The organism is Orbaceae bacterium lpD04, from assembly GCA_036251935.1.
GTDB classification, from domain to species: domain Bacteria; phylum Pseudomonadota; class Gammaproteobacteria; order Enterobacterales; family Orbaceae; genus Orbus; species Orbus wheelerorum.
This window is the reverse complement of record CP133967.1, coordinates 294,299-317,296: the sequence shown is the minus strand read 5'-3', so window position 1 is coordinate 317,296 and position 22,998 is coordinate 294,299. Positions and strand designations below refer to the sequence as shown.

The following is a 22,998-nucleotide window of genomic DNA, read 5'->3' as shown; positions in this document are numbered from 1 at the left end:
CAAGTTAATTTAACTTGTATATAATCATACCGATAAAATTGATAAACACCATTATTATCCATCATCGATGATTAGCAGTTTGATGCCTATTTACCCATAAATAATGCTAAATTTTGTTAACTTTCGCCCTGTTAATATGCCTTTTCAATCAAAAACCAGCGCTATATTGAGCATCGTTAGCATAGAACAATTTATTACTCTTTTCGATATAAACAAATATAAAAATCAGCGTCGCAGATAAAATCAGTAAGCTCAATAAGTTTTTGTATTACCTCTTCATTCGCGCGCCATCCAAAGGGGGTCATTTTCAATAGATTAAGCCGCTGTTCGCAGTCAAGAGCCATCTGATAAGATAGCCGTTGTTGCTTTTGCAGGGTAAACCCGGTAATTTGTTCAATCGCCTCATTATGTAATTTTACATTAGGGTAAATCAATGCTTTAAGCTGCTCAAGATGATGAGGTGCTGGCGTTACAGTAATTAATATTCCGCTGCTTTTAATTACGCGCGCAAGCTCGGTATCTTGACATGGCGCATAAATACGCAGTGCACCATCTAGAGAATGATCGGTAAAAGGCAGACGATAGCTTGATGCGACACAAAAATGAGTCTCTTTATAACGTTTAGCCGCAGATCGAACGGCCCCTTTAGCAATATCTAAACCATAAACCATCAAGTCTGGACATGATGGTTTCAAGTACTGCATAATTCCGCCAGTGTAATAACCTTCACCACAGCCAATATCTAACAAAGCGGCTGTATTTATTGAGATATGTTGCTGAAACAGATCGTAAACGGCATCTCTTAATGGTTGATAATACCCCGCATCTAAAAAATGACGACGAGCTTGCATCATATCTTGGTTATCGCCAGGTTCTTTAGAATGTTTATGTTGAACTGGCATCAAATTAACATAATCATCTTTAGCGATATCAAACGAATGATTATTGATACAACGCCAAGTACGATGAGATAAGGCTAATGGTGTTTGGCATAGCGGACATTGGTAACTCATTATTCGGTCACTTAATTTGACAAATTTTTAGTGGTGTATACTAGCATAAATACTGATGAGTAAAAATCAGTGATATTCTTTGATTGTGCTGCTAATATTTTTGTGGCTAACGATAAAAATCTTAGTCGCTATCAAATTAAAATTCATAGCGTTATATACTTTTGCAATTCCATGTCGCCCCTTGCCATTGTCGATACAAAAAGTCACTAAAATCACTAATTCGCCGAGGTACTGGTTCTCTTTTCGCTCTAACAATATTAATTGGGGTTAATGGTTCTTGCCACTTTGGCAAGACTCGTATTAACCTTTTTGTTTTTAAGTCGTCGGCTATTGCCCATGTTTCTCTTAAAGCTATTCCAAGCCCCGCCGAGCACCAAGCATCAAGGACATAACCATTATCAGAGCATAGGTTACCAGTTACTTCAACAAGTATTGATTGTTGTTTATTATTAAGTTGCCATTGGTTATGAATAACTCCCGGATAACTAAAAATCAGGCAATTATGCTGACTTAATTGTGAGGGAAGTGTTGGTGTACCATATTTTTCAAGGTAGTGAGGAGAAGCGACCAAAATTCGGGAACTCGCGGCTACTTTTTTAGCAATAAGCCGGGAATCAGCTAAATGACCAATCCTTATAGCCAGATCAATGTCTTTATCATAGAGGTCTATAATATGGTCGGTCAGTTGTAGTTCAAATGCTACGTGTGGATTTTGCTGTCTAAATTTCGCGATGTCATAGGTAAGGTATTTACTTCCAAAAGCAATTGGTGCTGAAATTTTTATACTTCCAGTAAGTTCTTTGCTGCCAGCGTTAGCTACCTCATCAACCTCCTCTAACAAACTTATTGCAGTTCTCGCAAGCTCGACAATCGCTGTACCTTCATAAGTTATTTTAAGATTCCGAGTGTTTCGTTCAAAAAGCGTGCAATTAAGCGCTTTTTCAAGCCTTAGGATCTGTTTGCTTACTGTAGTTGGTGCAATATTTAAGTTTCTAGCTGCAATAGAAAAATTTTTGCAGTCTACAACTTTTAAAAAAACGACAAGGTCATCTAAGTTTTTTAAGTTCATTTATTCCATTTCATCATAAGTGTTTTTTGATTTTACCTATTTTATACCAAATAAAAAATATTTAAGCTACTGATTACTTTTTTATATATTTAGTGATGAGAATAGAAAAATGCCCTTTGTTATTTTTATTTTTTCTTTATGTACCTTTTCGATAGGATTTACCGAGTTTGTTACAATTGGTTTAGTTGCTAATATTGCTCAAGATTTAAATACTCCAGTCACTCATGCTGCAATGGCTGTAACTATTTATGCATTGGGTGTTGTTATCGGTGCACCCGTATTAACGGCATTGACCACTCACTGGTCACGCAAGCAAGTTTTAGTTATTGCTATGCTAATTTTTACTTTAGGAAATTTTGCTATCGTTTTTGTTGAGCAGTTAATGTTTTTATTAGTCGCGCGTTTTTTTTCAGGCCTTGCTCATGGCGTATTATTAGCGGTTACATCTGGAGTAGCAATAAGGTTGGTGCCTAATCAAAAAACAGGGAGCGCTCTTGCTTTAGTATTTGGTGGTTTGACGATAGCGATGTCAATAGGCGTCCCTATCGGGACGTGGCTTGGCACTTTGCTTACATGGCAAATGATTTTTTTAGTGATTGCAGGATTTAGTAGTATGGGGGTGCTTGGATTAGTTTTATTTATGCCAAGTAAGTTAGATGACTCAACAAAAATATCGATAACTCGCTCGGGTCATTTAAAAGTATTGTTGAATGTGAAATTATTAGCTGGTGCTAGTGTTACAATATTAGCTTATGCAGGATCTTTTACCCTTTATAGTTATATTTCGCCATTATTGCTAACCGTCACTATCATTAAACCTGACGAGTTAGGCATAATAATGTTAACTTATGGTATCGGCGCGACGATTGGTAACGTTTTAGGTGGATATTTTACGGATAAATGGGGGATTTATAAAGCAGTATTAGTTGTATTAATAATGCTGACCAGCATACTTGCATGTATCGGATTATTGCAATACGATTGGTTTTTGATGTTATTATTAACTGCATTATTAGGCTTAGCGACTTATGCAGCTATTCCGCCATTACAAGGACGCCTAATGAAATTAGCCGTTCTTTATGCTCCGCAATCTTTAGATGTGGTATCAGGAATGAATATTGCGTCTTTCAATACCGGCATAGTATTAGGTTCTATAGTAGGAGTATTTACGATTAATAACCTAGGAATAATTTACCTAGCTTGGGTCGGGATGGCAATCTCATTACTAGCGGTTTTCGCTTTATTGTGGCAATTTTATTCATTCAATCAGCCTTGTCGAAAAAGTAGGCAAATATCATCGCTATAATATAAACAAAGTTAAGCGTAACATTATTTACGATGATTCAAATAATTTACCAAACTCACTTTTTGTAAGGAATATGGAATAATGAATAAATATAAAGCAAAAATAGTTAGTAACTACATTACATTACAAAAAATAACAGAGACCGAAACCACCGCAATCCTAGCCATTTCATTAATAAACTACTGTAAAGATAGTTTCCAAATTAATAGTGATGGTTCATTGATTTACTACATCGATGAATATAGAACGCGAAGAAATAAGGGTAAGGAAGTCATAATATCAACAAATAAAGAAGAAAGCTCTGAAATGCTTAATTGCATCATTAATGCGCTTACAAGAAATGAACGACGAAAACGATTAAAACATATTTGCTACTTTTTGACTATTATTAGCATGACTTTATATTTAAGTAATATTATCTTTAATAAAAAACCAAGAGAAAAAATCCCAATTCAAGTTTATTCAACCAGAGTTGAGGGTGATAAGAAAATAATTTCTATTCAACCTTTAGAAAAATTAGATTCAAAATCGGAAGTACAAATACCAAATAAAAATAACGCCAATAATTAACGTTGAAACTACCTAAAAATGGAAAAAAAGAAGCTTCGAGACTTTTTTCAAACTCATCGCTCGATTGAATCGGCACTAGTACAATTAAATTGTAAGTGCTTTCCAGCCATCAAGTTTAAATACCAATCCTTTCCAATAACCATCTTCTTGCCAATTATCAGTTTTCAAATCAGTAATATCATCTTTACCTAAAATAAGTAAAAAATTTTCTTTTTCAGAAATCTCATTTGCATAAGGACTACCTAGAATAATTTGATACAAATTATTTAATTCATCTTTTATATGTTTATTTGTAAATTCATCAAGCTCTTGAGGAGGATAAGAAACTAATACTTTTAAATCAGCTTGGGTTATGAGTAAATGTGTAGTTTCTTGAAATAAACCACTAAAAAAGTCATTCTCATGCTCAAAAGCAACAACTAAATGACGTAGGAAAACTCCACCGTAACCACTTAGCCAATCCTCTTTTCGATATAATACACTATCAATACTATAAAAATCAGCATTATAACAAATAAGATCGAGTTCTTTTGAAACTTGAGTTATTAATGAATCATCCTTTTTAATAATGAGGTTAGTATAGTCTTTACGGCTATTCCAGCAAGAATATACATCTACAATATTCTTTTTAATGATGTTTAACCAAGCTTTATAAAAGCTATTAGCTGTAATTATTTTCATTTTGGCTATTTCAGGTTTTTAGAATTTAATTTGATATGTAATTATAATTTTAGTTAATCCATGTTTATTAAAAAACTGACGATGAGAAAAACTCTGTAGCAAATATTTTAGACATAAAAAAACCAGCTTTAAGCTGGTGTTCTTTATTTAAGATTGGTGCCCGGACGCGGAATCGAACCACGGACACGGGGATTTTCAATCCCCTGCTCTACCGACTGAGCTATCCGGGCAACAATGGAGCGTATTAAACACGATTCCCGATTGTTCGTCAATCCATTTTATTATTTATTTTATAAAAACCTTACTGATTGCTCGAAAAATAGATAATTTGCTCAAATTTAATAATTCTTTAACCATTTTATTGAAAAATAGTAACTCGGCCTCATTATATTATCTAAGCAATAATTTTTTACAAAAGGATAAAATTACATGCGTTGGTTATTTTTAGTGCTATTGTTTTTATATGTTTACATTGAAATTAGTCTTTTTGTTGCTGTAGCAAACTCGATTGGCGTTTTATTAGCACTAATTTGTATTATTGCAACCTCAGTCATTGGTTTATCATTAGTTAAATCACAAGGCTTAAAGAATTTAGCATTGATACAGCAAAAAATGGCTAATAATGAAAATCCAAATGATGAGTTAGTAAAAAGTGTTTCACTACTATTAGCAGGATTGTTATTATCAATTCCTGGCTTTTTTACTGATATCTTAGGGGCACTTTTATTACTATCGCCTATTCAACGTTTTTTAGTCAAACGAATTGTCCCGAAAATGAGCATAAAAACTTATCAATCAAATTCACCCAATAATAACCATAATAATGAGGTGATTGAAGGCCAATTCACTCATAAAAATGATGAATAAATAGCCGATTAAAAATTTTTTTTTGATTGCCACTCTTGAAGTGGCAAAAAGTACCCCCATCTATTTCGCACTACATCATAAAATGTAATCGTTTTATGTCTTTCCCTTAACTTATTGTGTATAAATTTAACTAAAAATTTATTGTAGGAGAATAATTAATGAAAATTCGTCCATTGCATGATCGTGTGATCATCAAACGTAAAGAAAGTGAATCAAAATCAGCTGGCGGGATTGTATTAACGGGATCTGCTGCAGGTAAATCTACTCGTGGTGAAGTCTTAGCTGTTGGGAATGGTCGTATTTTAGAAAATGGTCATGTACAACCATTAGATGTCAAAGTTGGGGATATTGTTATTTTCAATGAAGGTTATGGCGTTAAAACTGAAAAAATTGATAATGAAGACGTTTTGATCCTATCTGAAAGCGATATTTTAGCAATTGTTCAGGCATAATTAAGTTATTTAACAGAATAAAATACAGATTTTAGGAGAATTAAGAATGGCAGCTAAAGATGTTAAATTTGGTAGTGATGCTCGCGTAAAAATGCTTCGTGGTGTTAACGTGCTTGCTGATGCAGTTAAAGTAACCTTAGGCCCAAAAGGTCGTAATGTTGTTTTAGATAAATCATTTGGTTCACCAGTAATTACTAAAGATGGTGTATCGGTTGCTCGCGAAATCGAATTAGAAGATAAATTCGAAAATATGGGTGCACAGATGGTTAAAGAAGTTGCATCAAAAGCAAACGATGCTGCGGGTGATGGTACAACAACTGCAACTGTTCTTGCACAATCTATTGTTAATGAAGGCTTAAAAGCCGTTGCGGCTGGCATGAATCCGATGGATTTAAAACGTGGTATTGATAAAGCCGTTATTGCAGCAGTTGAAGAACTTAAAAAATTATCACAACCTTGCTCAGATTCAAAAGCGATTGCACAAGTTGGTACTATTTCAGCTAACTCTGACGAAACGGTTGGTACATTAATTGCTAAAGCAATGGAAAAAGTAGGCAAAGAAGGGGTTATCACTGTTGAAGATGGCACAGGCTTACAAGATGAGTTAGATGTTGTTGAAGGGATGCAATTTGATCGTGGTTATTTATCACCTTATTTCATCAATAAACCAGAAACAGCAACGGTTGAATTAGATAGCCCATTCATTTTACTTGTTGATAAGAAAATCTCTAATATCCGTGAATTATTACCGGTTCTTGAAGCGGTAGCTAAAGCGGGTAAATCACTATTAATCATCGCTGAAGATGTTGAAGGTGAGGCATTAGCAACATTAGTTGTTAATACAATGCGTGGTATTGTTAAAGTTGCAGCGGTTAAAGCACCTGGTTTTGGTGATCGCCGTAAAGCAATGTTACAAGATATTGCGATTTTAACTGCTGGTACAGTTATTTCTGAAGAGATCGGTCTTGAGCTTGAAAAAGCAACTCTTGAAGATTTAGGTCAAGCAAAACGTGTTGTTATCAATAAAGACAATACAACTATTATTGATGGTATTGGTGATCAATCACTTATTGAAGCTCGTGTTGCACAAATTCGTGGTCAAATTGAAGAGTCAACATCAGACTACGATAAAGAAAAACTTCAAGAACGCGTTGCTAAATTAGCTGGCGGCGTTGCGGTAATTAAAGTTGGCGCAGCAACTGAAGTTGAAATGAAAGAGAAAAAAGCACGCGTAGAAGATGCACTACATGCAACTCGCGCAGCCGTTGAAGAAGGTGTTGTTGCTGGTGGTGGTGTTGCATTAATCCGCGCAGCAAGCTCTATTGTTAACTTAAAAGGTGACAATGAAGATCAAAACGTAGGGATCAAAGTCGCTCTACGTGCAATGGAAGCGCCATTACGTCAAATCGTTGCTAACTGTGGTGAAGAATCATCTGTCGTTGCAAACTCAGTTAAAGCAGGTCAAGGTAACTACGGTTATAATGCTTCAACAGAAGAATACGGTGATATGATTGCAATGGGGATCTTAGATCCAACTAAAGTTACACGCAGTGCATTACAATACGCAGCATCAATTGCGGGTCTAATGATCACAACTGAATGTATGATTGCAGAATTACCAAAAGAAGATAAAGCCGACATGGGCGCAGCAGGTATGGGCGGCATGGGTGGTATGGGCGGAATGATGTAATTTAAGTTCCAACCCTTTATCTACAAAAAAACCGTAATATTGATTACGGTTTTTTTATTCGTTATTTTTTTGTTGTAAGGTATCAATATAGTGAAAAAATAGCTTGTGTTATAAAACTAGATGCTGATAAAGCGTCAAAATACCAATCGCAATGAGTACTAAACCACCAAGTAATTCTGCCTTTTTACCAATAAGACACCCGATTTTTTTACCTAATAAAATACCAATTGTTACCATTACGCAAGTAACAAAACCAATCATACCAGCTGCAAAAGCAATATTTACCGATGCCAAAGCAAGTCCAATACCAACAGCAAATGCATCAATACTCGTTGAAATAGCAGTTAAGATCAGCATAATAAGCGAACCACTTTGTGGCTCATCGGCTGCGCACTCTTCTTCTTTAAAACTATTATAGATCATGCGGACGCCTAAAAAGAGCATCAGTGCAAAAATAACCCAATGATCCCACCTTTCAACATATTGCACCGCAATATAACCGAGCACCCAACCAAGAGCTGGTGTGATAGCTTCGATGAAACCGAATAATAGCCCAACTTTGAACGCATCAATAAAACGAGGAACTTTAAGTGCAACACCTTTACAAACAGCAACAGCAAAGGCATCAGTCGACATGGCAAATGCCAATAATAATATAGCCCAAAAATTCATCATATTGTTCCAACTTTTATTGTTATCATTATTTTATTTACTAATAGCTAATAAATATCTCGCAATTTGTATGTCACCTTGTTGTCGATATATGTCAGCCGTAGTTATCACATCTTGCCGTTTATTGGCATTATATTGAAATAGAGATTTAAATGCTTCATTCGCTTGGGCGATATCGGTGTTTTGAATCGCGCAGTAGCCAAGCTGTTCAAGCCCATCCATCTTCCACTGTGGTCGATTAAGGCTAATTGCTATTTTGTATTGGCCTCGAGCCTCTTGATAATGCCCCATGCCACATAGAAAAGTGCCATAATGGATTCGGTACAAACCATTAGTTGGCTGCATTTTAACTATCGTTTGATAAATCACGTCAGCCTCTTGAAGCTCACCAACATGCTGATCAAATAACGCCATTCCAAGCATAACATTCGGGTTATTAGGCGAGTATTTATTCGCTAATGTAAGATTATAGTGTGCAAGTTTAATATCTTCATTCGATTTATCGGTTGAATCCTTCGCTTGTGCTAAATATCCCAAGCCCAATTTTAACCTTGCTAACGCGGCAAGCTCAGGATCAAACTCTTGTTGCTGCTCTGGCGTAAAGTGGCAGCTTGCTAAGCTAACAAGTGATAATAAGCATATTGCGACATATAATAGTGATTTAAACATAGTATTTATCTACTCATGTTATTGCCTGACATCAATAAACGATTGCGATAATGTTGATTTAACTAATTTAGTTCGTTTAGTTCTATCAAGCACATCGCCAGCTAGCTGTCCACAAGCTGCATCAATATCATCACCACGCGTTTTACGTACAATTACAGTGAAACCATATTCCATTAATGTTTTCATAAACCGATCAATACGGGTATTAGAACTTCGTGAATATGGCGCACCAGGAAATGGATTCCATGGAATTAAGTTAATCTTACATGGGGTATTTTTTAAAAACTGTGCAAGCTGATGCGCATGTTCAACGCCGTCATTAACCTGATTAAGTAGTACATACTCGATAGTTACTTTACCATGATTAGCATTAGATACCGCAAGGTAACGATGAATAGAATCACGCAAAGTCGCCATATTATATTTATCATTAATTGGCATAATTTGACTACGAATTTCATCATTTGGGGCATGTAGCGAAATAGCAAGTGCAACGTCGATCATGCCAGCCATTTTATCTAAAGCAGGTACAACACCTGACGTCGACAATGTGACGCGACGTTTTGATAATCCATAAGCAAAATCATCTAGCATAATTTCCATAGCTGGAACAACGTTAGATAAATTAAGCAGTGGTTCCCCCATTCCCATCATAACCACATTGGTAATTGGGCGGTCAATGAGTTTACCTGTAACACCAATAATTTTTGAGGCTCGCCATACTTGTCCTATAATTTCTGCAACACGCAAATTACGGTTAAATCCTTGCTGAGCCGTTGAACAAAATTTACATGCAAGTGCACACCCGACTTGTGAAGATACACATAAGGTTGCCCTATCACGCTCAGGAATATAAACGCATTCAATTAGCTGATTATTGCCAACATCTAATGCCCATTTAATCGTACCATCAGATGAGCGCTGCTCTTGCGCAACTTCTGGCGCTTTAATTTCAGCGATGGTTTTAAGTTTATCACGTAATGTTTTGTTAATATCAGTCATTAACTCAAAATCATCGTAACCAAAGTGATACATCCATTTCATGACTTGATCTGCACGAAACGGTTTCTCACCCATATTTTTAAAGAACTCTCTCAATTGTGGGCGAGTAAAATCCAATAAATTGACTTTATCTGATGAACTATCATTAGCTGATGGTAAATGACATGGCTCAAGTTGAGCATTATCTAAAGTATTTGTAGACATAAGGCCTCGTTTTTACACATTATGGCGAAAAAATATATGACAAAAATTGAGGAAGGATTATACTGTTTTACAATCCATCTGGCTAATAATATTCGAATAATTACGTCTTAGATCGCATGAAAAAATACAGTTTATTAATTTTAATGGTGTTACCGTTTATCACTATGGCAAATACAATCCCACTCGAAAAATTAATTGGTCAATTTAATGAAAAATTAGATCAAGAGTTTGTTGCACTTGATAGTACTGTACTGCCAGTCAATAAATCTGGTATGTATCTACAAAAAGAACCGACAGAGCAACTTATAAAAGCCTACCATGACTTTAAAAAGCAATATCCGAATAATCCATTTATTATTGTCAGTGCGACACGCAACTATAATTATCAAAATGGCATTTGGCAGCGTAAGTGGGACACCCTTTTTCCTAAGTTAAAAAATGAGCAAGATACAGCGAAAGATATTTTAAAATACTCATCAATGCCAGGAAGTTCAAGGCATCATTGGGGAACAGATGTTGATATTACAAGTGTCTCTTCAGACTATTTTCGCAGTACAAAGCAAGGGGAGATTTTATATCAATGGCTACTAGAAAACATGCCAAAATATGGATTTTGTCAGCCGTTTAGTGAGGGCCGAGAGGGTGGCTATAATCCCGAAGAGTGGCATTGGTCTTATAAACCAATTGCAAAAAACTATCTTCAGCAATATAAACATATCTTACAACAAGATGATAAAGCGATAATATCTAAATTAAATTTTGCTGGTCACAATAAAATTAAATTGAAGGCTCTATTGCAAGAATATGTACTTGATGTAAGTAAAGATTGTTATTAATATTTAAGCTCGCCAGTAAGGAAGCTTGATTGTCATAATTAAACCACCAGATGCTTTGTTACGCGCCTGTGTGGTACCATTATGCATAATGATGATCTTTCTTGCGATAGCAAGTCCTAAACCATACCCTTTGCCTAATTGAGGTGACTGGATGCGAACAAAAGGTTCAAATATACTCGATAATTTATGCTCTTCAACGCCCGGCCCATTATCGCTGACATCAATTTGTAAGTAGCGACCACTCTCTTTTAATACTAAATCAATTTGCTGCCCTGATTCAGAAAAACGGATCGCATTACGAATAATATTTTCAACTGCGCGGCGGATCTGCTCGGAATTACCTTTGATTATAGTATGGATCAAAGGGGCTGATGTGAAATTAATAATAATGCCCTGCGGGGTTGCTTCATATTTGGCATCATCAACAACCACGGTAATTAAGTCTTTAAGATCAAAATATTCATCAAGCGGAATACTGATTTCTGTTCGAGAGTAATTTAATATTTCACCAATTAGCGTATCTAAGCGTTGTGATTCGAGTTCAATACGCTGCAATGAATTATCAATGTTTTGTTTATTTTGTTGAGCAAGTCCAATCGCCAGTTGTAAACGAGCTAAAGGAGTTCGCAGCTCATGGGAAACATCATGCAATAACGCTTGTCGGTCGGAAATGAGAATATTGAGTTGTTCAACCATTGAGTCAAAATCTAGTGCTAACTCACTTAACTCATCATGGCGCTTTTTAAGCTTATCAAAAAGCCTTACTGATAGGTCGCCTTGTGATACCCGATAGAAACCTTCTCTTAGTAGCTTCATTGGGCGAGTTAAGTTCCAAGCTAAAAAGAGGCTGAAAAATAAACCACCAGCAATACCCATCAAAAACATCGGAACAGGCATATTAAATATAATACCTTTACCATAACTTTTATCATTGTCTTGGTAAGAAATTAAATATGTCAGCCCATCGGGCGCTATGGCTGTTTTTTGATAAATGAATGAGCTGTCATTCATTGTGTCAGACGTTAACGCTAGATGCTCATCTTGTGAATTAAATAATGTAATAAAAAAGCATCCGCGCTCAGGCTCAGATAAATGGGTGATAAAATTAGTCGCCTCTTGCTCACCTGATATTTGCACTAATTGTGCAATCATTTCAACTTTCGTCGGGATATGGTAATACGTTCGTGGTTCACGACTTTCAAGATAAAACGTAAATCCAATCCATGTGAGCTGAAAAGTGAGATAGAAAATCCCCCAGAAAATTATAAGGATTTTCCAAAACAGGCGTCGATTCATCAATGTCACTATCTAATTCTATAACCAACGGCTCTTATTGTCTCAATCGTTACAGCATCTTTGGTCAGCTGATGTAATTTTTGACGAATATTACTAATATGAACATCAACACTTCGATCATAAAGTTCCCTTGCTCGGCCTAAACCAACTTCAGAAAGTTCTTCTTTAGTTACAACTCGATCTTGATTCTTAACTAATAAAGCAAGCAAGTTGAATTCTGTTGATGTTAATTCAATGACGACATCATTCCAACGACACTGCCGCTGTGGGATATCAAGCACTAAATTATGTAGTTCATATTTTTTACTATTTGCTTCACCTTGACTTTGAGCAGCCTGCTCATCAACACGCCTTAATACTGCTCTTAATCGTGCTAGCAGCTCTCGTGGATAACAAGGTTTAGGAACATAATCATCGGCGCCTAACTCTAATCCTAATACTCGATCAATGTTATCACCTTTTGCTGTTAACATAATGACAGGAATATTAATCGCTTGGCGAATATTTTTTAGAACATCGATACCATTTATATCAGGTAGCATAATATCTAAAATTACCGCTTTAAATTTACCTGACAAAGCTTGATCAATACCTTCTTGTCCAGTGTAAACTGCCGTTACTTTAAAGCTCTCATTAGTCAAATATTCACTTAGCATTTGCGAAAGTTCAACATCATCATCAATCAGTAGAATATTAATCATAGTAATATAGAGAATAGTTGTGGATGATCTATATTATCAATAAGATGGGAAAAAAGTCAGTTCTTTTTACTAAAAAATTACACGAAATGCGTAATAATGATGAAAATTTAAATTAAATCAACAATTTATAATGGAAAATAAAATTTTAACAAATGAAAAAAGCCCCTTACCAAACGGCAAGGGGCTTCTTAATATTAAAAGTCTGGCGGTGACCTACTCTCACATGGGGTAACCCCCACACTACCATCGGCTTCACGGCGTTTCACTTCTGAGTTCGGCATGGATCAGGTGGGACCACCGCAACATTGCCGCCAGACATAACTCGTTTTCTCTTATATAACGATGAGTTAATCATAAATATAAATATTTCTATATAATAAAATATCTTTATACCCACTCTACATCATCACCATATACTCAATACAGTTCAAGCCGAAATTCTCTTTGAGATTTGAAACAACTCTAAGTTGTAAGGTTAAGACTCTCGGTTCATTAGTATCAGTTAGCTCAATGTATCGCTACACTTACACACCTGACCTATCTACGTCTTAGTCTCAAACGGACCTTACAGAGTAAACTCTGGGAGGACTCATCTCGGGGCTAGTTTCGTGCTTATATGCTTTCAGCACTTATCTATTCCGCACGTAGCTACCGGGCAATGCAATTGGCATTACAACCCGAACACCAGCGGTGCGTTCACTTCGGTCCTCTCGTACTAGAAGCAAACCCCCTCAATCCTCCTACGCCCATGGCAGATAGGGACCGAACTGTCTCACGACGTTCTAAACCCAGCTCGCGTACCACTTTAAACGGCGAACAGCCGTACCCTTGGGACCTACTTCAGCCCCAGGATGTGATGAGCCGACATCGAGGTGCCAAACACCGCCGTCGATATGAACTCTTGGGCGGTATCAGCCTGTTATCCCCGGAGTACCTTTTATCCGTTGAGCGATGGCCCTTCCATTCAGAACCACCGGATCACTATGACCTACTTTCGTACCTGCTCGAGCCGTCACTCTCGCAGTCAAGCTAGCTTATGCCATTGCACTAACCTCCTGATGTCCGACCAGGATTAGCTAACCTTCGTGCTCCTCCGTTACTCTTTGGGAGGAGACCGCCCCAGTCAAACTACCCACCAGACAGTGTCCGCAAGCCCGATTCAGGGCTCTACGTTAGAACATCAAACATTAAAGGGTGGTATTTCAAGGTCGACTCCATGCAGACTAGCGTCCACAATTCATTGTCTCCCACCTATCCTACACATTAAGGCTCAATGTTCACTGTCAAGCTATAGTAAAGGTTCACGGGGTCTTTCCGTCTTGCCACGGGTACACCGCATCTTCACGGCAAATTCAATTTCACTGAGTCTCGGGTGGAGACAGCCTGGCCATCATTACGCCATTCGTGCAGGTCGGAACTTACCCGACAAGGAATTTCGCTACCTTAGGACCGTTATAGTTACGGCCGCCGTTTACTGGGGCTTCGATCAAGAGCTTCTCATTACTGATAACCCCATCAATTAACCTTCCAGCACCGGGCAGGCGTCACACCGTATACGTCCACTTTCGTGTTTGCACAGTGCTGTGTTTTTATTAAACAGTTGCAGCCAGCTGGTATCTTCGACTGATTTCACCTACGTCCGCGCGGGATTTCAATTACCATCAGCGTGCCTTCTCCCGAAGTTACGGCACCATTTTGCCTAGTTCCTTCACCCGAGTTCTCTCAAGCGCCTGAGTATTCTCTACCTGACCACCTGTGTCGGTTTCGGGTACGATTAAATATGACCTGAAGCTTAGAGGCTTTTCCTGGAAGCAGGGCATCAATTACTTCAGCACCTTAGTGCCTCGTCATCACATCTCAGAGTTTTAGTGACCGGATTTGCCTAATCACACCCCTACATGCTTAACCCGGGCTCCTTGCGGACCTATCCCGGTAAACCTAGCCTTCTCCGTCACCCCATCGCAGTCACATTCAGTACGGGAATATTAACCCGTTTCCCATTAGCTACGCATCTCTGCCTCGCCTTAGGGGTCGACTCACCCTGCCCCGATTAACGTTGGACAGGAACCCTTGGTCTTCCGGCGTGCGGGCTTTTCACCCGCATTATCGTTACTTATGTCAGCATTCGCACTTCTGATACCTCCAGCAAACCTCACAGTTCACCTTCGACGGCTTACAGAACGCTCCCCTACCCAATATGTTATTCACACACTGCCGCAGCTTCGGTGCATAGTTTAGCCCCGTTACATCTTCCGCGCAGGCCGACTCGACTAGTGAGCTATTACGCTTTCTTTAAATGATGGCTGCTTCTAAGCCAACATCCTAGCTGTCTAAGCCTTCCCACTTCGTTTCCCACTTAACTATGACTTTGGGACCTTAGCTGGCGGTCTGGGTTGTTTCCCTCTTCACGACGAACGTTAGCACCCGCCGTGTGTCTCCCATGCTCAACTTGTCGGTATTCGGAGTTTGCATCGGGTTGGTAAGCCGGGATGGCCCCCTAGCCGAAACAGTGCTCTACCCCCAACAGTTATACATGAGGCGCTACCTAAATAGCTTTCGGGGAGAACCAGCTATCTCCCGGTTTGATTGGCCTTTCACCCCCAGCCACAGGTCATCCGCTAATTTTTCAACATTAGTCGGTTCGGTCCTCCAGTTAGTGTTAACCAACCTTCAACCTGCCCATGGCTAGATCACCGGGTTTCGGGTCTATACCCTGCAACTCATTCGCCCAGTTAAGACTCGGTTTCCCTACGGCTCCCCTATTCGGTTAACCTCGCTACAGAATATAAGTCGCTGACCCATTATACAAAAGGTACGCAGTCACACCATATAGATGCTCCCACTGATTGTACGTACACGGTTTCAGGTTCTATTTCACTCCCCTCGCCGGGGTTCTTTTCGCCTTTCCCTCACGGTACTAGTTCACTATCGGTCAATCAGGAGTATTTAGCCTTGGAGGATGGTCCCCCCATATTCAGACAGGATACCACGTGTCCCGCCCTACTCTTCAAGCTTCCACTTAATGCATATTCATGTACGGGACTATCACCCTCTGTCGTGCGACTTTCCAGACGCTTCCATTTACACACTAAGCTACCCGCTTTGGGCTCCTCCCATTTCGCTCGCCGCTACTTTGGGAATCTCGGTTGATTTCTTTTCCTCGGGGTACTGAGATGTTTCAGTTCTCCCGGTTTGCCTCCTTAACCTATTTTATTCAGTTAAGGATAGTATAGTTACCTATACTGGGTTTCCCCATTCGGATATCGACGGCTATAGCGCTTTTTACCAGCTCACCGTCGCTTTTCGCAGATTAACACGTCCTTCTTCGCCTCTGATTGCCTAGGCATCCACCGTGTACGCTTAATTTCTTAACCTTACAACTTACAGTTGTCTCAGTTTTCTCAATTTCGCTTTTTTTCTCTATCTTATCTAAAATATCAATCTAGATTTTCATCTACATCAAACTTCAAATAAAACGAGAACTCGTTTCTTTCAGCTTGTTCCATATTGTTAAAGAGCATTATTTATTAGAGCATATTTACATACCCTCATAAATAAGTAGCGAAATATCGCTTTATTTATTACTTCTAAACTTTAATACTGTCTCATCTCTGAAGTGGGCGCTATATTAGTATAGATTTTTTAATAACACAACTCTAATTTTGAAAAAAAATGAAAATATATTTCAATTGTTTTTATTTTATTCTAAATTTGATTACATCAAAATCAAATGGCTTGTTTCTGCAGTTTATTTGTTACTGATACAGGCTAAAAATCTAATATCAGTAACAAATAAAATAATTGAATACATCAAATAAAAATAGATTATCAATTAATTAATGACCGTTTTTTAATCAGTTAAATTACGAATAATTAAGCTTGTTATATCAAATTCTGCGATCTTAATTGACGAAGTACATTTGCCGTGTAAAGCATTTCACCTGGTGTACCTAATGAAATTCTGCTCCAGCGATCAGCTGGGGGAAAAGCTCGTCCAACAAAAATATGTTTATCTTGTAATAATTGCTGATACTGTGCGAGGTCAGTACCAATTTGGTGGAATATAAAGTTAGTTTGTGAAGGTAAATAATAAAATCCTAATTCATCTAACACTTGCTCCATTATTTGTCTAGAGGTATCAGTTGTTTGCTTAGAATATGCAAGAAAGTCAGCATCTTCCATTGAGGCTAATGCGGCACACACTCCGCAATAATTTAGCTTTTCACCAGCCACAAACTGCGAAATATTTTTGATATTATTAGGTGAAGCTAATACATAACCAACCCTTAAGCCCGCCATCGCATGGATTTTAGAAAAGGTTTTAAGTAAAACAATATTATCATAACCTTGTTCAATCAAAGTATCGACCGATTGAAAGTTAGGATCATTTACGAACTCAGCATACGCTTCATCTACAATAAATATAGTGTCTTTTGGTTTACTAGGAATCCATTCTATTATTTGCGCAGTTGGCGCAATCGTAGACGTTGGATTATTTGGATTAACTAAATAAACAATCGAACGGCCAGGATATTGATCAACAGCTGCTTTAAATGCGTCTATATCAAAAGCCCAATCTTTTAAACTTGGTATTTTAGTTATAGGAAGATTAAATATATTTGCAAACTGCTCACCATCACCATAAGTAAGCTCAGGAATAACAAATTGTGTATTTTCACCACTCCATGCTGCAATTGAGCTACGAATACCTTCAGATGATCCAGCTGTTAACAAAATATATTCAGGACTAAGATTATGATGTTTCGCTAATGATTGGCTAAGTAATGGTATTTCTGCTTTTGCATATCGGTTAGCTTTATTAACAGCAGAAATTGCCGCTTTTTGAGCATTTGGTGACATTCCTAATGCATTTTCATTAAAGTTCAAACGAACTGGATTTTCTAGACTCGGAGTTGCAATTGTATCAACTGCCGGTAAAACATTCGTGGTTTTTGATATTATTTCGCTACCGAATGCTTTAGGAAGAAATGAACTAATTGATATTCCTCCAATTGCAATGCCTGAATAAGTCAAAAAATTTCGACGTGATAATATTACTCTATTTTCAGTTTTTGAGATCATCTTAAAATCCTCTACTTATTAATGTCATAAAACATAGTATGGGAACAAATAGGTATATAGTTTTATGCAAAAATAATGCCAGTAGTGATATAAGATAAAATTAAAAAAATATTTTTTAAGCTAATAATTAATAGATAGATATTTATATGTGGGATAATCGACCGTGATTGATATAATTTGAAATGGTGCAAATAAGGTATTTTATGAAGCAATAATGAACTATTTTGATTCAAACTAATTTTAAAATGTATAGGATATAAAAAATTGAGGAACGAATTGTAGGATGGTAATGGTTAAAAATAATATTGAGTAATGGTGGAGCTAAGCGGGATCGAACCGCTGACCTCCTGCGTGCAAGGCAGGCGCTCTCCCAGCTGAGCTATAGCCCCATGTACTTTCACTTCATCTTATTTAGCTAATGTTGCTAAATTATCCAATTCGCTTAATCTAGCATCATCATAGCCAAATAACGCAAGGTCATAATTTAACAAAATTAATTTGAATTGGTGGGTCTGAGTGGACTTGAACCACCGACCTCACCCTTATCAGGGGTGCGCTCTAACCACCTGAGCTACAGACCCAATAAAGTGATATCTCTTTAAAAACAAACAATCTATGTGAACACTGTCAGGCACTTCGTAAGGAGGTGATCCAACCGCAGGTTCCCCTACGGTTACCTTGTTACGACTTCACCCCAGTCATGAACCACACCGTGGTAAACGCCCTCCCGAAGGTTAAGCTATCTACTTCTGGTGCAACCCACTCCCATGGTGTGACGGGCGGTGTGTACAAGGCCCGGGAACGTATTCACCGTGACATTCTGATTCACGATTACTAGCGATTCCGACTTCATGGAGTCGAGTTGCAGACTCCAATCCGGACTTAGACGTACTTTGTGAGGTCCGCTCCAGTTCGCACCTTCGCATCCCTTTGTATACGCCATTGTAGCACGTGTGTAGCCCTGGTCGTAAGGGCCATGATGACTTGACGTCGTCCCCACCTTCCTCCGCTTTATCAACGGCAGTCTCCTTTGAGTTCCCACCATTACGTGCTGGCAACAAAGGATAGGGGTTGCGCTCGTTGCGGGACTTAACCCAACATTTCACAACACGAGCTGACGACAGCCATGCAGCACCTGTCTCATAGCTCCCGAAGGCACTCTCTCATCTCTGAAAGATTCTATGGATGTCAAGACCAGGTAAGGTTCTTCGCGTTGCATCGAATTAAACCACATGCTCCACCGCTTGTGCGGGCCCCCGTCAATTCATTTGAGTTTTAACCTTGCGGCCGTACTCCCCAGGCGGTCGATTTAACGCGTTAGCTCCGGAGCCCAAGGGTCATGCCCCCAAACTCCAAATCGACATCGTTTACAGCGTGGACTACCAGGGTATCTAATCCTGTTTGCTCCCCACGCTTTCGCATCTCAGCGTCAGTATTTGTCCAGAAGGCCGCCTTCGCCACCGGTATTCCTCCACATCTCTACGCATTTCACCGCTACACGTGGAATTCTACCTTCCTCTACAATACTCTAGATAACCAGTTTTAAGTGCAATTCCCAGGTTGAGCCCGGGGCTTTCACACCTAACTTAATCATCCGCCTACATGCCCTTTACGCCCAGTCATTCCGATTAACGCTCGCACCCTCCGTATTACCGCGGCTGCTGGCACGGAGTTAGCCGGTGCTTCTTCTGTAATTAACGTCAATTAACTATCCTGTTAGAATAGTTACCTTCCTCATTACCGAAAGTACTTTACAACCCTAAGGCCTTCTTCATACACGCGGCATGGCTGCATCAGGGTTTCCCCCATTGTGCAATATTCCCCACTGCTGCCTCCCGTAGGAGTCTGGACCGTGTCTCAGTTCCAGTGTGGCTGGTCATCCTCTCAGACCAGCTAGAGATCGTCGCCTAGGTAGGCCTTTACCCTACCTACTAGCTAATCCCATATGGGTTCATCAAATGGCATGTGGCCCTAAGGTCCCACACTTTGGTCTCGCGACATTATACGGTATTAGCAGTCGTTTCCAACTGTTGTCCCCTTCCATTTGGCAGATCCCCATACATTACTCACCCGTCCGCCACTCGTCAGCAAGAGCAAGCTCTTCTGTTACCGTTCGACTTGCATGTGTTAAGCCTGCCGCCAGCGTTCAATCTGAGCCATGATCAAACTCTTCAATTTTAAAGTTTGATGCTCAATAACTGTTTCTGACATATTCAAATGAATCTTCAGTGTCACTTATCAAGACTTGATTTTTTTAAGTCCGTAGACTTTAATTTCTTCGTCCTGACAGTGCCCACACAGATTGTCTGTTCTTAATTTTTAAAGAGCTGACAGCGTGTTTCTTTTTGCTGTCTCAAGGGTTGCGTATACTACACATTTACTTTTAGGGCGTCAATATCTTATTTCGAAAATTTTTACTTTTTTATATTGATTGCTCATTTTTTATCTTATTAGGTAAATCTGCCAAACTATCAATAATCCAGTCAGCTTCTTTCTCAGCCGCTATTGTAACAGCGTCGCCAGTGCGTACAAGCACTGTTTTCTTCACGCCTGCATTTTTACCAGAAACAAGATCTGAAACACGATCACCAACCATATATGAATTAGCAATATCGATATCTAAATCTTTTTGAGCAGTAAAAATCATCCCGGGTTTTGGCTTACGGCATTCGCAATCGCTATCAATAGGATCATGAGGGCAATAATATACGCCATCAATTTCAACTCCTCTATCTATTAATGACCAATCCATCCACTGCGTCAATGTATCAAACTGTTCTTGAGAGAATATTTTTCTTGCAATACCTGATTGATTAGTTGTAATAACGAGTAAAAAACCCATTTTTTTTAACTCAGCCATAGCCTCTATAACGCCATCAATAAAATGGAAATCATCGATTTTATGCACATAATTATAATCAATATTAATTGTACCATCACGGTCGAGAAAGATTGCAGGTTTCATTTTTAGAACTCAATTTCAGTATTTGTTAAGCCGCTAGCATAATATCTATTGACTTAGATGTCTAGACGTCTTAACATTCTTAAATTAACATTTCGCTTGAATCTTTTTATGATAAGACTTGAAAATATTTTTAAAACATTCATTCATAATAAAAAACCTATTTATGCATTGAAAGACATCAATATTAATGTTCCCAAGGGTCAGATATATGGTGTTATAGGAAAATCTGGCGCAGGAAAGAGCACCCTCATTCGTTGCGTTAATTTATTAGAGAAACCAACAAGTGGTAAAGTGTTTATTGATAACCAAGAGTTAACACTGTTATCTAATAGGCAATTAATCCATGTTCGCCGGAAAATCAGTATGATTTTTCAGCACTTCAATTTACTTTCGTCAAGAACAGTATTTGAAAATATTGCCTTTCCTCTTGAATTGGAGCGAACACCTAAAAAGCAAATTAAAGCTAAAGTTAATGAACTTTTAGAATTAGTTGGTTTAACCGAAAAAGCAAATGTTTATCCAGCAAACTTATCTGGAGGGCAAAAACAACGAGTTGCTATAGCAAGAGCACTTGCCAATGACCCAAAAGTATTGTTATGCGATGAGGCAACAAGTGCTCTCGATCCTGAAACGACCCGTTCAATTCTTGAACTATTAAAAAATATTAATAAAAAATTAGGATTAACCATCCTGTTAATTACCCATGAAATGGACGTAGTGAAACAAATCTGTGATCAGGTAGCCGTTATCAGCGATGGACAATTAGTAGAACAAGCGCCAATTGGTGAAATGTTCTCAAATGCTAAAACTGATATTGCTAGGCAGTTTATCCAATCGACACTACATCTAAATATTCCAGATGACTATCGTCGTAAACTTTCGCCAATCCAAGAAGAGGGTTTATATCCATTATTGAGACTTGAATTTTCAGGCGTATGTGTTGACTCTCCACTATTATCACAAGCAGCGAAAGAGTTTAATATTGATAACAATATCATTAGTGCACAAATGGATTATGCGGGAGGCGCAAAATTTGGAATTATGCTAACAGAAATGATTGGCAGCCCAATTAATACCAAAAATGCGATTCAATTTTTACAAAATAATAATACAAAAGTAGAGGTTCTTGGTTATGTCTAGTTTTTTACCTGCTTTTAAACCGTTCGAAACCCTACTTCGTTTTTTATCACAATTCGATTTTTGGAATAGCTTTGTCACATTTTGTTCACAATTTAATGGTTTCAATGAAACTATGATTTTTAAAATGGCACAGGCAACCGATGATACTATCTATATGGTTATATTTTCCGGTTTTTGGGGAACAATTATTGGGCTACCTGTAGGGATAATGCTTTATACTACTAGAAAAGGTCAGATTTTAGATTGCTCAATTGCAAATAACATTCTATCTTTTGTTACTAATATCTTTAGATCAATACCTTTTATTATTTTAATTGTGTGGATTATCCCGTTCACCTATTTTGCAATGGATATTTTAACGGGCACCAAAAGCTTCTTAGGTAAACAAGCAGCAATCGTTCCGCTAAGTATTGGTGTTGCACCATTAATTGCACGAATGATCGAAAATGCATTACTTGATGTGCCAAAAGGATTAATTGAGGCCGCACGTTCGATGGGTGCAACCCCTTTCCAGATAATTAGAAAAGTATTACTACCCGAAGCTCTACCAGTCATCGTTAATAGTATGACGATCACTTTAATCACATTAACTGGATATATTGCAATGGCTGGTGCTGTTGGCGCCGGTGGACTAGGTCAGTTAGCTGTTCAATACGGCTATCAAGGCTATAAACCAGCTATTATGAATACAGTTTTAATCATCTTAATTATTCTAATTTTTATCATACAGTTTATCGGTAACCGAATCGTTAAACGAGTTACTCATCACTAAGCTTTCATGGA

Annotated in this window: 18 protein-coding genes, 3 tRNA genes and 3 rRNA genes; 8 read left to right on the top strand and 16 right to left on the bottom strand. The window is 38.2% G+C overall.

The genetic code is table 11. The features are described 5' to 3' along the window. Nucleotides 1–194: 194 nt before the first annotated feature. A complete protein-coding gene (rlmA, locus tag RHO14_01425; protein WVD71470.1) occupies nucleotides 195–1,013 on the bottom strand; it encodes a 23S rRNA (guanine(745)-N(1))-methyltransferase in 819 nt (272 codons plus the stop codon). Between the two features lie 151 nt (nucleotides 1,014–1,164). Beyond that, nucleotides 1,165–2,082, bottom strand: a complete 918-nt coding sequence (locus RHO14_01420) for a LysR family transcriptional regulator (protein ID WVD71469.1) — start codon at nucleotides 2,080–2,082, stop codon at nucleotides 1,165–1,167. A 109-nt stretch (nucleotides 2,083–2,191) separates the two neighbouring features. Between RHO14_01420 and RHO14_01415 the strand changes: the two genes are divergently transcribed. After that, nucleotides 2,192–3,388, top strand: a complete 1,197-nt coding sequence (locus RHO14_01415; protein WVD71468.1) for an MFS transporter — start codon at nucleotides 2,192–2,194, stop codon at nucleotides 3,386–3,388. An 81-nt stretch (nucleotides 3,389–3,469) separates the two neighbouring features. Next, a complete protein-coding gene (locus RHO14_01410; GenBank protein WVD71467.1) occupies nucleotides 3,470–3,958 on the top strand; it encodes a hypothetical protein in 489 nt (162 codons plus the stop codon). 84 nt (nucleotides 3,959–4,042) lie between these two features. Here RHO14_01410 and RHO14_01405 read toward each other — a convergent pair whose 3' ends face one another. Further along, on the bottom strand, nucleotides 4,043–4,639 hold the full coding sequence (locus RHO14_01405; protein WVD71466.1) for a hypothetical protein: 597 nt from the start codon (nucleotides 4,637–4,639) through the stop codon (nucleotides 4,043–4,045). Nucleotides 4,640–4,793: 154 nt separating this feature from the next. After that, nucleotides 4,794–4,869, bottom strand: a tRNA-Phe gene (locus RHO14_01400). A 199-nt stretch (nucleotides 4,870–5,068) separates the two neighbouring features. Here RHO14_01400 and RHO14_01395 point away from each other — a divergent pair. The 3 genes from RHO14_01395 to groL all read left to right on the top strand — a co-directional run bounded on the left by RHO14_01395 (nucleotide 5,069) and on the right by groL (nucleotide 7,648). Continuing rightward, the gene (locus RHO14_01395; GenBank protein ID WVD71465.1) at nucleotides 5,069–5,506 is read left to right on the top strand and encodes an FxsA family protein; all 438 of its coding nucleotides are present in this window, start codon (nucleotides 5,069–5,071) and stop codon (nucleotides 5,504–5,506) included. Between the two features lie 158 nt (nucleotides 5,507–5,664). Then, nucleotides 5,665–5,958, top strand: a complete 294-nt coding sequence (locus RHO14_01390) for a co-chaperone GroES (GenBank protein WVD71464.1) — start codon at nucleotides 5,665–5,667, stop codon at nucleotides 5,956–5,958. A gap of 46 nt (nucleotides 5,959–6,004) precedes the next feature. After that, entirely contained in the window at nucleotides 6,005–7,648 is a 1,644-nt protein-coding gene (groL, locus tag RHO14_01385; protein WVD71463.1) for a chaperonin GroEL, read from the top strand. Nucleotides 7,649–7,756: 108 nt separating this feature from the next. Here groL and RHO14_01380 read toward each other — a convergent pair whose 3' ends face one another. From RHO14_01380 to RHO14_01370, 3 genes are read right to left on the bottom strand one after another with little or no spacing between them, the layout of a single operon-like run. Then, the gene (locus RHO14_01380) at nucleotides 7,757–8,323 is read right to left on the bottom strand and encodes a manganese efflux pump MntP family protein (GenBank protein WVD71462.1); all 567 of its coding nucleotides are present in this window, start codon (nucleotides 8,321–8,323) and stop codon (nucleotides 7,757–7,759) included. A gap of 30 nt (nucleotides 8,324–8,353) precedes the next feature. Further along, nucleotides 8,354–8,989 (bottom strand): hypothetical protein, encoded by a 636-nt coding sequence (locus tag RHO14_01375; protein WVD71461.1) that lies wholly within the window; start codon nucleotides 8,987–8,989, stop codon nucleotides 8,354–8,356. An 18-nt stretch (nucleotides 8,990–9,007) separates the two neighbouring features. Next, nucleotides 9,008–10,195, bottom strand: a complete 1,188-nt coding sequence (locus RHO14_01370; GenBank protein WVD71460.1) for a bifunctional tRNA (adenosine(37)-C2)-methyltransferase TrmG/ribosomal RNA large subunit methyltransferase RlmN — start codon at nucleotides 10,193–10,195, stop codon at nucleotides 9,008–9,010. 116 nt (nucleotides 10,196–10,311) lie between these two features. On the opposite strand from RHO14_01370, the gene RHO14_01365 reads away from it, so the two are divergent. Continuing rightward, nucleotides 10,312–11,031, top strand: coding sequence for a M15 family metallopeptidase (locus tag RHO14_01365; GenBank protein WVD71459.1), 720 nt, complete (start codon nucleotides 10,312–10,314; stop codon nucleotides 11,029–11,031). 3 nt (nucleotides 11,032–11,034) lie between these two features. On the opposite strand, the gene RHO14_01360 is transcribed toward RHO14_01365, so the two are convergent. The 9 genes from RHO14_01360 to gmhB all read right to left on the bottom strand — a co-directional run bounded on the left by RHO14_01360 (nucleotide 11,035) and on the right by gmhB (nucleotide 21,075). Beyond that, nucleotides 11,035–12,327: an ATP-binding protein gene (locus tag RHO14_01360; protein WVD71458.1), complete on the bottom strand. Its 1,293-nt coding sequence runs from the start codon at nucleotides 12,325–12,327 to the stop codon at nucleotides 11,035–11,037. Between the two features lie 8 nt (nucleotides 12,328–12,335). After that, nucleotides 12,336–13,028, bottom strand: a complete 693-nt coding sequence (locus RHO14_01355; protein ID WVD71457.1) for a response regulator transcription factor — start codon at nucleotides 13,026–13,028, stop codon at nucleotides 12,336–12,338. Nucleotides 13,029–13,228: 200 nt separating this feature from the next. After that, nucleotides 13,229–13,344 (bottom strand): 5S ribosomal RNA (gene rrf, locus RHO14_01350). A 155-nt stretch (nucleotides 13,345–13,499) separates the two neighbouring features. Then, a 23S ribosomal RNA gene (locus tag RHO14_01345) occupies nucleotides 13,500–16,402 on the bottom strand. A 508-nt stretch (nucleotides 16,403–16,910) separates the two neighbouring features. Further along, complete coding sequence (locus RHO14_01340; protein WVD71456.1) at nucleotides 16,911–18,110, bottom strand: aminotransferase class I/II-fold pyridoxal phosphate-dependent enzyme; 1,200 nt, start codon at nucleotides 18,108–18,110, stop codon at nucleotides 16,911–16,913. 313 nt (nucleotides 18,111–18,423) lie between these two features. Then, a tRNA-Ala gene (locus RHO14_01335) sits at nucleotides 18,424–18,499 on the bottom strand. A gap of 115 nt (nucleotides 18,500–18,614) precedes the next feature. Then, nucleotides 18,615–18,691, bottom strand: a tRNA-Ile gene (locus RHO14_01330). A gap of 58 nt (nucleotides 18,692–18,749) precedes the next feature. After that, nucleotides 18,750–20,288 (bottom strand): 16S ribosomal RNA (locus tag RHO14_01325). Between the two features lie 244 nt (nucleotides 20,289–20,532). After that, the gene (gene gmhB / locus RHO14_01320; GenBank protein ID WVD71455.1) at nucleotides 20,533–21,075 is read right to left on the bottom strand and encodes a D-glycero-beta-D-manno-heptose 1,7-bisphosphate 7-phosphatase; all 543 of its coding nucleotides are present in this window, start codon (nucleotides 21,073–21,075) and stop codon (nucleotides 20,533–20,535) included. Between the two features lie 108 nt (nucleotides 21,076–21,183). Here gmhB and metN point away from each other — a divergent pair, with 108 nt between their 5' ends. Continuing rightward, a complete protein-coding gene (gene metN, locus RHO14_01315) occupies nucleotides 21,184–22,215 on the top strand; it encodes a methionine ABC transporter ATP-binding protein MetN (protein WVD71454.1) in 1,032 nt (343 codons plus the stop codon). After that, nucleotides 22,208–22,987, top strand: a complete 780-nt coding sequence (gene metI, locus RHO14_01310) for a methionine ABC transporter permease MetI (protein WVD71453.1) — start codon at nucleotides 22,208–22,210, stop codon at nucleotides 22,985–22,987. The genes metN and metI overlap by 8 nt, the downstream gene beginning before the upstream one ends. Nucleotides 22,988–22,998 lie beyond the last annotated feature (11 nt).

Coding starts and splice junctions, on each gene's coding strand:
- RHO14_01420 (WVD71469.1), bottom strand. CDS start 2,082: ATGAACTTAAAAAACTTAGATGACCTTGTCGTTTTTTTAAAAGTTGTA.
- RHO14_01380 (WVD71462.1), bottom strand. CDS start 8,323: ATGATGAATTTTTGGGCTATATTATTATTGGCATTTGCCATGTCGACT.
- gmhB (WVD71455.1), bottom strand. CDS start 21,075: ATGAAACCTGCAATCTTTCTCGACCGTGATGGTACAATTAATATTGAT.
- RHO14_01390 (WVD71464.1), top strand. CDS start 5,665: ATGAAAATTCGTCCATTGCATGATCGTGTGATCATCAAACGTAAAGAA.
- RHO14_01375 (WVD71461.1), bottom strand. CDS start 8,989: ATGTTTAAATCACTATTATATGTCGCAATATGCTTATTATCACTTGTT.
- RHO14_01340 (WVD71456.1), bottom strand. CDS start 18,110: ATGATCTCAAAAACTGAAAATAGAGTAATATTATCACGTCGAAATTTT.
- RHO14_01405 (WVD71466.1), bottom strand. CDS start 4,639: ATGAAAATAATTACAGCTAATAGCTTTTATAAAGCTTGGTTAAACATC.
- RHO14_01365 (WVD71459.1), top strand. CDS start 10,312: ATGAAAAAATACAGTTTATTAATTTTAATGGTGTTACCGTTTATCACT.
- metI (WVD71453.1), top strand. CDS start 22,208: ATGTCTAGTTTTTTACCTGCTTTTAAACCGTTCGAAACCCTACTTCGT.
- RHO14_01370 (WVD71460.1), bottom strand. CDS start 10,195: ATGTCTACAAATACTTTAGATAATGCTCAACTTGAGCCATGTCATTTA.
- RHO14_01355 (WVD71457.1), bottom strand. CDS start 13,028: ATGATTAATATTCTACTGATTGATGATGATGTTGAACTTTCGCAAATG.
- RHO14_01415 (WVD71468.1), top strand. CDS start 2,192: ATGCCCTTTGTTATTTTTATTTTTTCTTTATGTACCTTTTCGATAGGA.
- RHO14_01395 (WVD71465.1), top strand. CDS start 5,069: ATGCGTTGGTTATTTTTAGTGCTATTGTTTTTATATGTTTACATTGAA.
- RHO14_01360 (WVD71458.1), bottom strand. CDS start 12,327: ATGAATCGACGCCTGTTTTGGAAAATCCTTATAATTTTCTGGGGGATT.
- groL (WVD71463.1), top strand. CDS start 6,005: ATGGCAGCTAAAGATGTTAAATTTGGTAGTGATGCTCGCGTAAAAATG.
- RHO14_01410 (WVD71467.1), top strand. CDS start 3,470: ATGAATAAATATAAAGCAAAAATAGTTAGTAACTACATTACATTACAA.
- metN (WVD71454.1), top strand. CDS start 21,184: ATGATAAGACTTGAAAATATTTTTAAAACATTCATTCATAATAAAAAA.
- rlmA (WVD71470.1), bottom strand. CDS start 1,013: ATGAGTTACCAATGTCCGCTATGCCAAACACCATTAGCCTTATCTCAT.